General features: G+C 70.5%; 11 protein-coding genes, 1 tRNA gene and 1 pseudogene. 7 read left to right on the forward strand and 6 right to left on the reverse strand.

All coding sequences use genetic code 11. The annotated features are described in order from the left end of the window. From AB0959_RS52515 to AB0959_RS52525, 3 genes are all read left to right on the forward strand, one after another. Positions 1 to 362, forward strand: a 362-nt coding sequence (locus tag AB0959_RS52515) for a helix-turn-helix domain-containing protein (protein ID WP_366834127.1), incomplete at its 5' end; no start/stop codon positions are given. Positions 363 to 453: 91 nt separating this feature from the next. Further along, positions 454 to 1,056, forward strand: coding sequence for an oligoribonuclease (orn, locus tag AB0959_RS52520; RefSeq protein WP_366834128.1), 603 nt, complete (start codon positions 454 to 456; stop codon positions 1,054 to 1,056). Positions 1,057 to 1,161: 105 nt separating this feature from the next. Beyond that, positions 1,162 to 1,234, forward strand: a tRNA-His gene (locus AB0959_RS52525). Between the two features lie 293 nt (positions 1,235 to 1,527). Here AB0959_RS52525 and AB0959_RS52530 read toward each other — a convergent pair. Together AB0959_RS52530 and AB0959_RS52535 are read right to left on the reverse strand one after the other, a co-directional pair. Next, positions 1,528 to 1,686, reverse strand: a pseudogene (locus AB0959_RS52530) (alpha/beta hydrolase); the annotation flags it as partial. Between the two features lie 166 nt (positions 1,687 to 1,852). Then, on the reverse strand, positions 1,853 to 2,908 hold the full coding sequence (locus AB0959_RS52535; protein WP_366834129.1) for a LacI family DNA-binding transcriptional regulator: 1,056 nt from the start codon (positions 2,906 to 2,908) through the stop codon (positions 1,853 to 1,855). A gap of 402 nt (positions 2,909 to 3,310) precedes the next feature. Here AB0959_RS52535 and AB0959_RS52540 point away from each other — a divergent pair, with 402 nt between their 5' ends. The 4 genes from AB0959_RS52540 to AB0959_RS52555 all read left to right on the forward strand — a co-directional run bounded on the left by AB0959_RS52540 (position 3,311) and on the right by AB0959_RS52555 (position 8,127). After that, positions 3,311 to 4,630: an extracellular solute-binding protein gene (locus AB0959_RS52540; protein ID WP_366834130.1), complete on the forward strand. Its 1,320-nt coding sequence runs from the start codon at positions 3,311 to 3,313 to the stop codon at positions 4,628 to 4,630. A gap of 5 nt (positions 4,631 to 4,635) precedes the next feature. Next, complete coding sequence (locus AB0959_RS52545) at positions 4,636 to 5,649, forward strand: sugar ABC transporter permease (protein WP_366834131.1); 1,014 nt, start codon at positions 4,636 to 4,638, stop codon at positions 5,647 to 5,649. A gap of 12 nt (positions 5,650 to 5,661) precedes the next feature. Further along, entirely contained in the window at positions 5,662 to 6,570 is a 909-nt protein-coding gene (locus tag AB0959_RS52550) for a carbohydrate ABC transporter permease (RefSeq protein ID WP_366834132.1), read from the forward strand. Between the two features lie 123 nt (positions 6,571 to 6,693). Beyond that, positions 6,694 to 8,127 carry a GH1 family beta-glucosidase gene (locus AB0959_RS52555; RefSeq protein WP_366834133.1) on the forward strand — a complete coding sequence of 478 codons (1,434 nt, stop codon included), beginning with the start codon at positions 6,694 to 6,696 and terminating at the stop codon, positions 8,125 to 8,127. A 143-nt stretch (positions 8,128 to 8,270) separates the two neighbouring features. On the opposite strand, the gene AB0959_RS52560 is transcribed toward AB0959_RS52555, so the two are convergent. The 4 genes from AB0959_RS52560 to AB0959_RS52575 form a co-directional block, all read right to left on the reverse strand. Next, positions 8,271 to 8,522 carry a hypothetical protein gene (locus AB0959_RS52560; protein WP_366834134.1) on the reverse strand — a complete coding sequence of 84 codons (252 nt, stop codon included), beginning with the start codon at positions 8,520 to 8,522 and terminating at the stop codon, positions 8,271 to 8,273. 123 nt (positions 8,523 to 8,645) lie between these two features. After that, complete coding sequence (locus AB0959_RS52565) at positions 8,646 to 9,377, reverse strand: serine protease (protein WP_366834135.1); 732 nt, start codon at positions 9,375 to 9,377, stop codon at positions 8,646 to 8,648. Next, complete coding sequence (locus AB0959_RS52570) at positions 9,361 to 9,654, reverse strand: trypco2 family protein (protein ID WP_366834136.1); 294 nt, start codon at positions 9,652 to 9,654, stop codon at positions 9,361 to 9,363. The genes AB0959_RS52565 and AB0959_RS52570 overlap by 17 nt, the downstream gene beginning before the upstream one ends. 62 nt (positions 9,655 to 9,716) lie before the next feature. Next, positions 9,717 to 11,651 (reverse strand): beta-galactosidase, encoded by a 1,935-nt coding sequence (locus tag AB0959_RS52575; RefSeq protein WP_366834138.1) that lies wholly within the window; start codon positions 11,649 to 11,651, stop codon positions 9,717 to 9,719. Positions 11,652 to 11,653: the final 2 nt, after the last annotated feature.

Here is an 11,653-nt window from a genome sequence, read left to right on the forward strand (position 1 = left end):
CCCAGCGTCTGCTGGAGACGTCGGACTACTCGGTGGACGAGGTCGCCGGGCGCTGCGGCTTCCGCTCACCCGTCGCCCTGCGCGGCCACTTCCGGCGCCAGCTGGGCTCGTCCCCGGCGGCCTACCGGGCGGCGTACCGGGCGCGGCGGCCCCAGAACAGCGAGAAGCCGGACGGCGCGGACGGCCACTCCGGTCCGGGCGGACCGCAACCGGTGCCGCAGGAACCGCATCCGCTCCCGCTCCAGACGCGCCGTACGGCGGCCGCGAGCGCCCTGGCCCCGGCGGCCTCGCTCTCCACGGAGGGCGCCAAGCCGGAGCTGTACGCCACGGGACGTCTGCCGGGCCAGCGCAGCGCCCCGTAGCCGACGTGAGACGTCATCGGCCCGGTCCCGCACTGATCACGCAGGTGCAGGACCGGGCCGTTCGCTTGTCACGGGCCGTAAGGTGAGACACATGAACGATCGCATGGTGTGGATCGACTGCGAGATGACCGGGCTCTCGCTGTCCGACGACGCGCTCATCGAGGTGGCCGCGCTGGTCACCGACTCGGAGCTGAACGTACTCGGTGAGGGCGTGGACATCGTCATCCGTCCGCCGGCCAGGGCGCTGGAGACGATGCCGGAGGTGGTCCGTCAGATGCACACCGCGTCCGGGCTGCTGGACGAGCTCGCCGGCGGCACGACGCTGGTGGAGGCGGAGGAGCAGGTCCTCGCCTACGTCCGCGAGCACGTCAAGGAACCCGGCAAGGCCCCGCTGTGCGGCAACTCGGTCGGCACCGACCGCGGCTTCCTCGCCCGTGACATGGCGGCGCTGGAGAACTACCTCCACTACCGGATCGTGGACGTCAGCTCCGTCAAGGAGCTGGCCCGCCGCTGGTACCCGCGGGCGTACTTCAACAGCCCCGAGAAGAACGGCAACCACCGGGCGCTCGCCGACATCCGCGAGTCCATCGCGGAGCTCCGCTACTACCGGGAGGCGATCTTCGTCCCCCAGCCGGGCCCGGACTCCGACACGGCGAGGACGATCGCCGCGAAGCACGTCCTGCCAGGCGGGTAAGCACCCTCGCCGGGCCCCGCCGAAACCTTGGCGCGAGCACCCCTTCGGACCCTGTACACTTTTTCTCGGCCGGTCGGTGAACCACTCGGAGAACCGCCGGTCATGGTGGGTGTAGCTCAGCTGGTAGAGCACCTGGTTGTGGTCCAGGATGTCGCGGGTTCAAGTCCCGTCACTCACCCTCAGGCGAAGGCGACGTGTGCCCGCGGATAGCGCGGGCTGGGTCGCCTTCGGCGTTTTTTGCGCGGCTTCGCCGCGCGGGCGGGGGCTTCGCCACCCGCACCCCCATCGCGTGCGGCGAGCCGGAGAGGGTGACGGACCCCGCTTCGCCGTGCGCGGTGGGCCGAGGACTTCGACGTACCGGGATTCGTTACCCACTCCCCTTCGCGGGGCGGGCCGGAGATTTCGAGGTACCGCACGCGCGATCCGTTTCTCCAGCCGGTGACCGTCGGCGGGGCACCGGCTGGAGGTTTCTCACGGGCAGGTGAGGTCCCGGGACGGGAGCCGGCCGTCGCGCAGGTAGGCGTTCACCGCCTCGTCGGCGCACGGGACCGTGGTCAGCCCCTCCGCTCCGCGGCCGTACACGCCGTGGGCGCGGGTGTCCGCCGTGAGCAGTCGCTGTCCCGGTCGACGCCAGGAACACACGGGCCTCGGGAACATCCGGTCAGCCCGCCGCTTCGGCCTGGGGCCGGCCACGGGTTCCGTTCCGCCGTGTCCGGGCGGGGAACGGTTCACGTTCACGTTCGTGTTGTGAACACTTCACGCAAAGCGCGGGTTGCCGCCAACGCTCCGTGGCCGCCTACGACGAGAACCGCTCCACCAACTCCGTCGGCAGGACCACCTGACGCCGCTCCAGACCCCGTGACACCGCCGGGCGGCGGTCGGCTATCTCGTCCAGGAGGAGGTCGAGCATCGCGCGGCCCATCTCCTCTATGGGCTGACGGACGCTGGTCAGGGGCGGGTCCATGTGGCGGGCGATCGCCGAATCGTCGTAGCCGACGAGGGCGACGTCGTCGGGGATGCGGCGGCCCTCCTCGCGGAGCACCTGGCGGGCGCCCGCCGCCATCACGTCCGACTCCGCGAAGACCGCGTCCAGGTCGGGGCACCGCTCAAGGAGTTCGGCCATCGCCCGGCGGCCGCCCTCCTCCGTGAAGTCGCCCGAGACGATCAGCTGCTCGTCCACGGGTCGGCCGTGGTCGGCCAGCGCCTCGCGGTAGCCCTCGATGCGCCGCTGGGCACCGTAGACGTCGAGGCGGCCGGTGATCGTGGCGATCGTGCCGCGGCCCCGGGCGATGAGGTGCTCCACGGCCGAGCGGCCCCCGCCGTAGTTGTCCGAGTCCACCGACGGCAGCGTCTCGTGGGCCGAGCGCGGGCCGCTGATCACGGCCGGGATCTCCAGCTGGGCCAGCAGGTCGGGCAGGGGGTCGTCGGCGTGCACCGACACGAGGAGGACGCCGTCCACGCGGTGCGCCGACAGGTACTGGGCCAGGCGGCTGCGCTCGCGGTCGCTGCCCGCGAAGATCAGCAGCAGCTGCATCTCCGTGTCCGTCAGGGCCCCGCCGACACCCTTGAGCATGTCCGAGAAGTACGGCTCCGCGAAGAAGCGGGTCTCCGGCTCGGGGACGACGAGGGCGATCGCGTCCGTACGGTTCGCGGCGAGCGCCCTGGCCGCCGTGTTCGGGACGTAGCCGAGCTCCGCCACCGCCGCCTCGACCGCCGCGCGGGTCGCGTCGCTGACCCGGGGCGAGCCGTTGATCACCCGGGAGACCGTCCCGCGGCCGACACCGGCCCGCGCGGCGACCTCCTCCAGGGTCGGTCGCCGACCGCTCCGGCCCCGCCCCGCATGACCAACCATGGTCCGCCTCCTGTCACCACCGCGCCGGCCTGGAATCTAACAGCCCTGATCCCCGTACGACGTGCGGGAGTCTCCGGTTCCACCTGCCACGACCCGTCGTCCCGCCACTCTCTGAAGCCTCACCCGTCACAGCAGTCTCACCCGCACCGCGCCGCGGCACGCTCGGCCGGTGCCCACCGGGTTAGCTAACAGGCCGATAACCGAAGACACATCTCTGCGTCCGCTCCCTTGACACCCCCGCACGAACCGACGACTCTTCAACACATCACTTGTGGGAGCGCTCCCACACTACCTGACACATACACAACCCGCACGTTCCCCGCCCGAGCCGCAGCATGAACAAACGGGCCCAACAACGCAGTTGGCCGGGGGGTCGGCACGTCAGGGCAACAGGAGGACGCAATGCGAGCACGTACCCGAATCGCCCGCCAGACGGGGGTCCTCGCGGCCGTCGCCGCGCTGGGTGCCGGGCTGCTGGCCGGATGTGCCGACGACGGTGACAGCGGCAGCTCGTCTTCTGAGGGCGGTGGCGGCAAGACCACGATCACCCTGGGGCTCTTCGGTACGCAGGGCTTCAAGGAGGCCGGGCTCTACAAGGAGTACGAGAAGCTCAACCCCAAGATCAAGATCCAGGAGAACGTGGTCGAGCGGAACGAGAACTACTACCCCGCTCTCGTCAACCACCTGACCACCAACAGCGGCCTGCAGGACGTCCAGGCCGTCGAGGTCGGCAACATCGCCGAGGTCACCGAGACCCAGGCGAGCAAGCTCGTGGACCTCTCCAAGGTGTCGGGCGTGAAGAGCGGCACCTGGCTGGACTGGAAGTGGAAGCAGGCCACCACCAAGGACGGCCAGACCATCGGCCTCGGCACCGACATCGGCCCGATGGCCATCTGCTACCGCAAGGACCTCTTCGAGCAGGCCGGGCTGCCCAGCGACCGCGAGGACGTCGGCAAGCTGTGGTCGGGCGACTGGAACAAGCTGGTCAAGGCCGGTGAGACGTACAAGAAGAAGGCGCCCGGCGGCACGTACTTCATGGACTCCCCCGGCGGTCTGCTCAACGCGATCGTCAGCAGTGAGAAGGACAAGTACTACGACGCCTCCGGCAAGGTCATCTACAAGTCGAACCCTGCCATCAAGAGCGCCTTCGACCTGACCGCGAAGGCCGCCAAGGAGGGGCTGGTCGGCGCGCAGACGCAGTTCCAGCCGGCCTGGGACACGACGATCGCCAACAGCAAGTTCGCCGCGGTCGCCTGCCCGCCGTGGATGCTCGGCTACCTGAAGGGCAAGTCGAAGCCGGAGAACGCCGGCAAGTGGGACGTGGCCGCCGCGCCCAAGGCCGGCAACTGGGGCGGCACCTTCCTGACCGTGCCCAAGAGCGGCAAGAACGTGAAGGAGGCGGAGAAGCTGGTCACCTGGCTGACCGCGCCCGAGCAGCTGGCCAAGCTGTTCAGCGTGCAGGGCAGCTTCCCCAGCACCCCGGGCTCCTACACCCTGCCGCTGGTGACGGACGCGAAGAACGATATGACCGGTGACGCGCCCATCGGCAAGATCTTCGCCGAGGCCGCCCAGTCCATCCCGACGCAGGTCATCGGCCCGAAGGACCAGATCATCCAGCAGGGTCTGACCGACAACGGCGTCATCCTCGTCACCAAGGGCAAGTCGGCCAAGGATGCCTGGGAGACGGCCACCAAGACCATCGACAACAACCTGGAGAAGTGACCGGTATGGCCACCCGGCACGACACCGCCGCGCCCCCCGTGAAGGAGGGGGGCGCGGCCCCGGCCCGTCCGCCCGCGGACGCCCTGCCCCCGGAGGAGGAACGCCGCCGGGCCCGACGGTCCCGCCGCTGGCAGCGGGACGTGCGCTGGAGCCCGTACGCGTTCGTCTCGCCGTTCTTCCTGCTGTTCGTCGCGTTCGGTCTGTTCCCGCTGATCTACACGGCCTGGGCCTCGCTGCACACGGTCGAGCTGACGGCACCCACCGACATGGAGTGGGCGGGCCTGCGCAACTACACGCGGATCTTCGACGACGACTTCTTCTGGAACGCGGCGAAGAACACCCTGACCATCGGCGTCATCTCCACCGTTCCGCAGCTGCTGATGGCGATGGGCCTCGCCCACATCCTCAACTACAAGTTGCGGGGCTCCACCTTCTACCGGGTCGTGATGCTCGCGCCGTACGCCACGTCGATCGCCGCCGCCTCGCTGGTGTTCGTGCTGCTCTTCGGCCGCGACTACGGCATGATCAACTGGGCGCTGCACTTCGTCGGCGTCGACGCGATCGACTGGCAGAACGACAAGTGGCCCTCGCAGATCGCCGTGTCGTCGATCATCATCTGGCGCTGGACCGGCTACAACGCGCTGATCTACCTGGCGGCGATGCAGGCGATCCCGCAGGACCTGTACGAGTCGGCGGCCCTGGACGGCGCGAACCGCTGGCAGCAGTTCTTCCACGTCACGCTGCCCGCGCTGCGCCCGACGATCCTGTTCACGTGCGTGGTGTCGACGATCGGGGCGAGCCAGGTCTTCGGTGAGCCGCTCCTCTTCGACGCCAACAAGGGCGCGTCCGGCGGCGCGGAGCACCAGTTCCAGACGCTCGGCCTGTACCTGTACGAGCAGGGCTGGGTGAACCAGCACCTGGGCCGGGCCTCCGCCATCGCCTGGGCGATGTTCCTGATCCTCATCGTGGTCGGGATCGTCAACTACGTCATCTCGCGCCGGCTGCGCGCCAGTAGTTAAGGAGAACCGGCCGTGACGACGACCCTGACGAAACCCCCGGCGGACGCCGTGCCCGAGCCGTCCAGTCGTGGGCGGCGCCCGAAGTCGGCGCGCGCCGGCGGCACCCTGCACGCCGGGCCGATCGCGTACGTGATCCTCGCGCTGTTCACCATCGGCTCGCTGTTCCCGCTGGTGTGGACGGCGATCGCCGCCTCGCGCGACACCCAGCGCCTGGCGGAGAACCCGCCGCCGTTCTGGTTCGGCTCGAACCTCTTCAACAACCTGGAGATCGCCTGGAAGGACGCCAATCTGGGCGAGGCGTTCTTCAACACCACGTTCGTGGCGGGCGTTTCGGCGGCGACCGTCGTGTTCCTGTCGACGATCGCCGGGTTCGCCTTCGCCAAGCTGCGCTTCAAGGGCCGCAACGCGCTGATGCTGATCGTGATCGGCACGATGATGGTGCCGCCGCAGCTCAGCGTGATCCCGCTGTACATGATGGTCGCCAAGCTCGACTGGACGGACCAGCTCCAGGCGGTGATCTTCCCGTCCCTGGTGAGCGCGTTCGGTGTGTTCTTCATGCGGCAGTACCTGCTGCAGGCGCTGCCCGACGAGATCATCGAGGCGGCCCGTGTGGACGGTGCGAGCAGCTGGCGTGTGGTGTGGCACGTGGTGTTCCCCGCCGCGCGGCCGGCCATGGCCGTCCTCGGGATGCTGGTGTTCGTCCAGACGTGGAACGACTTCCTGTGGCCGTTCCTGGTGCTGACCCAGAACGGCAACCCCACCGTGCAGGTCGCGGTCTCGGCCCTGGGCCGCGGCTACACCCCCGACCAGTCCCTGATCATGGCGGGCGCGCTGCTCGGCACGCTTCCGCTGCTCATCGTCTTCGCGATCTTCGGCAAGCAGATCGTGGGCGGCATCATGCAGGGCGCGGTGAAGGGCTGACCGTTCACAGCTGACCGTTCACCTGGGGCCGGGTCACCGCCGCTTCGGCCCCTTTCCTCCCCCCTCGCCCCTCCCCCTCATCCACCACTGTCGGTCTCCACGACCACCCTTGGGAGCGCTTCCATGCCTGAACCCGTGAACCCGGTGACCTTTCCTCCCGCCTTCCTCTGGGGCGCGGCGACCTCCGCGTACCAGATCGAGGGGGCGGTGCGGGAGGACGGCCGTACGCCGTCGATCTGGGACACCTTCAGCCATACGCCGGGCAGGACGGCCGGTGGCGAGACCGGTGACATCGCTGTCGACCACTACCACCGCTACCGCGACGACGTGGCGCTCATGGCGGACCTGGGCCTGGGCGCCTACCGCTTCTCGATCTCCTGGTCGCGCGTCCAGCCGACGGGCCGGGGCCCGGCGATCCAGAAGGGCCTGGACTTCTACCGCCGTCTGGTGGACGAACTGCTCTCGAAGGGCATCAAACCGGCCGTCACCCTCTACCACTGGGACCTCCCCCAGGAGTTGGAGGACGCGGGCGGCTGGCCGGAGCGCGAGACGGCGCTGCGGTTCGCCGAGTACGCGGGCATCGTCGGCGAGGCCCTCGGCGACCGTGTCGAGCAGTGGATCACGCTCAACGAGCCGTGGTGCAGCGCGTTCCTGGGCTACGCGTCCGGGGTGCACGCCCCGGGCCGTACGGACCCGGCGGCCTCGCTGCGCGCGGCCCACCACCTGAACCTGGCGCACGGCCTCGGCACCTCGGCCCTGCGCGCGGCGATGCCCGCCCGCAATCAGGTGGCGGTGAGCCTCAACTCCTCGGTGGTGCGCACTGTTTCGGAGTCGCCGGAGAACCGGGCGGCGGCCCGGAAGATCGACGACCTCGCCAACGGCGTCTTCCACGGCCCGATGCTGCACGGGGCGTACCCGGAGACGCTGTTGGAGGCGACGTCGTCGCTCACGGACTGGGGTTACGTCCTGGACGGCGACCTGACCCTGATCAACCAGCCCCTCGACGCGCTGGGCCTGAACTACTACACGCCGGCGCTGGTGGGCGCGGCGGACCCGGAGTCGTCGGCGGCCTCGCGCGCGGACGGCCACGGTCAGAGCGACCACTCGCCGTGGCCCGGGGCGGACGACGTGGAGTTCCACCAGACTCCGGGTGACCGCACGGAGATGGGCTGGACGATCGACCCGACGGGTCTGCACGAGCTGATCATGCGGTACACGCGGGAGGCACCGGGGTTGCCCTTGTACATCACGGAGAACGGCGCGGCCTACGACGACAAGCCCGACCCGGACGGCCGCGTCCACGACCCGGAGCGGATCGCCTACCTCCACGGCCACCTCCGCGCCGTCCGCCGCGCGATCGCCGAGGGCGCGGACGTGCGGGGGTACTTCCTCTGGTCCCTGATGGACAACTTCGAGTGGGCGTACGGCTACGAGAAGCGGTTCGGCGCGGTGTACGTGGACTACGGCACGCTGACGCGGACGCCGAAGTCGAGTGCCCTGTGGTACGGGCAGGCGGCCCGAACGGGTGCGTTGCCGCCGCTGGCCACGGCGGAGTAGGAACGGCGGGGGATCGGGGGATCGGGGGATCGGGGGATCGGGGGTGCGGGGCGCGGCACCGGTGAGGGGAGTGCCGCGCCCCGCTTTTCTGCCTCCACGCCGGACGCCCGGGAGGACAAGACGGGGCGGCAGGCCGCTGCGGGTCAGGTGCCTGCGAACAGTTCCTCGACGCTCGTGGCGGTGAGCGCCCGGTCGAACCAACGGCCCAGGACGTTCAGGTCCGTGCAGGAGGCGATGCGTTCCCGGGCAGCTTCGGGGAGCGCGATGCCGCGCAGGTCGAGGATACGGAGGATGTCCTCGGCGCGACCCTCGGCACGGCCCTCGGCACGGCCCTCGTTGCGGGTTTCCTCGATGAGGGTGCCGCTGCCGGGGAAGCGGCTGGTGCGCACGGTCACCAGGTGCCTCCAGAGTTCACGGGCCCGGGCATCGCCCAGACCGATCTCGGTCGGTGTATTCCGCCCAGTCCTCCGCGGTCTGGCCGCCTGTGCCGGCCAGCGCCGCCGCCAGCGCTTCCAGTATCACAGGGAGAGCCGGGTCTTTGGCGTGAGTGAGCGCGGAGAAGACGGCAAGGGGAAGGTCGTCGGCCGCCTCCTCCGGATCAATGATCGCGGGAAGGTTGTCCGGGCCCAGGACCAGCGGGAGGACCGCGATGCTGGTGTGGACGGGCAGACCCCGACGAGGCGGCCGTTGCTGAAGACGGCAGCGCTGGACATCCCTTCCCAGGCGTCCCGTTCGGGGTCCGGGTCGTCCTTGGGAGGGGACGTGATTCTCAGGTCGAGGGTGCCTTCACGCCGGTTGGAGAGGACCGCGCACGTCGCGTCCATGTGCTCCGCGTCCCGGAAACGCGAACCGTCCCCGTCCGTACGGAGCTTGAAACGCGGGAAGCCGAGGGCGGTGCAGCGCAGCACCGCGTCCTGCTCCTCCACCCGGCCGAAGGAGACGGACGGGATGTCGGCATCGGTATCGGCGTCACCCTGAAGCTTCAGCACAGCAACATCGATCCCCGCGTGCCGCCACTCCACCGCCGCCTCGACCGTCCGTTCCCCCGGCCTGTCGGCCTCGAAGCGGACCCGTACGGACTGTGCGCCCTCGACGACGTGCGCGGCCGTCAGCACCAGGCCCTGCGAGACGAGATAGCCCGAGCCCCGCCGGCCCGGACCCGCGCCCGCGCCCGCGTCCGCGTCCGCCGGTACGACGATGATCTCCGCGGCGCGCTCGGCCCTCAGCCCCCGCTCAGCGTTCGCCGTCAACCTCGCCACCCGCGATCAGCAGCGTCCGCGGCACGCTCCCGTCCGCCGGTACGACCTTGGGGGTGAGGGTGACCGTGATCCGCTGCGTCTGCGCGTGCGCGTACTTGCCGTTCGCCCCGGCCTCGACGACCCACAGCCGCACCTTCGCGTCCCCGCCCGCCTCACGGCTGACCGCGACCGTCGCCTCGACCTCCACCGGCCCGAGCTCGAACCGCACGGCCTTGCCCTCCCCGTCCGCGAGGGCAACGGTCAACTGCTGCCGCAACTCACGGATCATGTTCGGACAGTTCGATCACGCTTCCCCCTCGTACGCACCGTCTTCAGATGCTACAAGTCAGCTCACTGACCGCGCGGTTCCCGTACCACCGCCACGTCCCCGGGCGCGACGGTCACCGATCCGCCCTCCACCGGCTTGCCCGAGAGCAGCTCGGTGGCGTCGGCCGCGACCTCCACCTCGGCCCCCTCGCCGCCGTGGTCGATGAGGAAGAGGTAGTCGGCGTCCGGGCCGCGGCGCAGCACCGCCTCGACGCCCTCCGGGGTCGTACGGGCCGGGTCCACGCCTGCCTCCGTACGGATGCGGTCCAGCAGGCGGGCGAGTGTCTCCGGGTCGGGGCGCGTGGCCAGGTACCACGTGCTGCCCGCGCCGAGGGCGTTCCTCGTCACCGCCGGAACCCCTGCCAGGGGCCCGTCCGTGTACGAGGCGATCGCCTCCGCGCCCGCCAGTTCCACCCGCTCCGACCACAGTGAGGCAGTGGCGCCCTCCGGCACCTCCCCGTCCAGTCCCAGCGACTCGCCCGGCAGGAGGGGGAAGAGTTCGTCCGTCCGTACGCCGAGCGCCTCTCGGAACGCACCCGGGTAACCGCCCAGCCGGACATGGCAGTTCTCGTCGACCGCCCCGCTGTGGAAGCCGATCGCCAGGGTGCCGCCGCGCTCCGCGAAGGCCACGAGGTTCGCCGTGCTCTCGTCGTCCACCAGGTACAGGCTGGGCGCCAGGACCAGGCGGTACGAGGAGAGGTCCGCGTCCGGGCGTACGAAGTCCACCGCGACGCCCGCGCGCCACAGCGGCTCGTACCAGGAGCGGACCAGGTCCAGGAAGCGCACCTCGGCGCTCGGCTGGGAGGGGAGTTCCAGGGCCCAGCGGGCGCCCCAGTCCCAGACGACGGCCACCTGGGCCGGGACGCCGCTGCCGCGTACCTCCGCGAGCGCGCGCAGGTCCGCGCCCAGCCGGACCACGTCCCGCCAGATCCGGCTGTCCGTGCCCGCGTGGGGCAGCATCGCCGAGTGCCACTGTTCGGCTCCGGCCTTCGCGGCCCGCCACTGGAAGTACGCGATGCCGTCGGCGCCGCGTGCCACGTGGGCGAGGGCGTTGCGGCGCAGCTCGCCCGGGTGCTTGGCGCGGTTCACCGGCTGCCAGTTCACCGCGCCCGTGGAGTGCTCCATGAGCAGCCACGGGCCGTCGGTCAGCGACCGCACCAGGTCGCCGCTCATCGCGATGTCGATCTGCGACTCGGGGTCCGTCGAGCGGAGGTAGTGGTCGTTGGAGACGACGTCCAGCTCCGGGGCCCAGCGCCAGTAGTCCAGGGCGTCGAAGTTGTGCATCACCATGAAGTTGGTGGTGGCGGGGATCGTGGGAGCCGCCTCCCGCAGCACGTCCCTCTCCGCCGTGTACAGCGACAGCACCTCGTCGCTGCAGAAGCGGCGCCAGTCGAGCTGGTGGGTGGGGTTCGGGACGGCGCCCGTCGCCCGGGGCGGCAGGATCTCGTCCCAGTCGTAGTACCACTGGCTCCAGAAGGTGGTGCCCCAGGCGTCGTTGAGGGACGCCAGGTCGTTGCCGTACCGCATGCGCAGCCAGCCCCGGAACGCCTCGGCGCTGGTGTCGCAGTGGCACTCGGCGTTGTGGCAGGCGTACTCGTTGTGGACGTGCCACATCGCGACCGCCGGGTGGTTGGCGTAACGCCGCGCCAGCTCGCCCGCCATGCGCAGGGCCGCCCTGCGGTACGCGGGGCTGCTCGGGCAGAACGTCTGGCGGCTGCCGTACGACAGACGCCGGCCGTCCCTGTCCACGGGCAGCGCCTCGGGGTGCGCCCGGAAGAACCAGGCGGGCGGCGCGGCCGTCGGGGTGGCCAGGTCGGCCGCGATGCCGTGGGTGTACAGCAGGTCGAGGACCCGGTCCAGGAGCGTGAAGTCGTAGACGCCCTCGGCCGGTTCGAGCAGGGCCCAGGAGAAGATGCCGACGCTGACCATGGTGACCCCGGCCTCGCGCATCAGGCGCATGT

The organism is Streptomyces sp. NPDC046862, from assembly GCF_040704615.1.
GTDB lineage: Bacteria > Actinomycetota > Actinomycetes > Streptomycetales > Streptomycetaceae > Streptomyces.

Coding starts and splice junctions, on each gene's coding strand:
- orn (WP_366834128.1), top strand. CDS start 454: ATGAACGATCGCATGGTGTGGATCGACTGCGAGATGACCGGGCTCTCG.
- AB0959_RS52575 (WP_366834138.1), bottom strand. CDS start 11,651: ATGCGCCTGATGCGCGAGGCCGGGGTCACCATGGTCAGCGTCGGCATC.
- AB0959_RS52545 (WP_366834131.1), top strand. CDS start 4,636: ATGGCCACCCGGCACGACACCGCCGCGCCCCCCGTGAAGGAGGGGGGC.
- AB0959_RS52540 (WP_366834130.1), top strand. CDS start 3,311: ATGCGAGCACGTACCCGAATCGCCCGCCAGACGGGGGTCCTCGCGGCC.
- AB0959_RS52570 (WP_366834136.1), bottom strand. CDS start 9,654: ATGATCCGTGAGTTGCGGCAGCAGTTGACCGTTGCCCTCGCGGACGGG.
- AB0959_RS52555 (WP_366834133.1), top strand. CDS start 6,694: ATGCCTGAACCCGTGAACCCGGTGACCTTTCCTCCCGCCTTCCTCTGG.
- AB0959_RS52535 (WP_366834129.1), bottom strand. CDS start 2,908: ATGGTTGGTCATGCGGGGCGGGGCCGGAGCGGTCGGCGACCGACCCTG.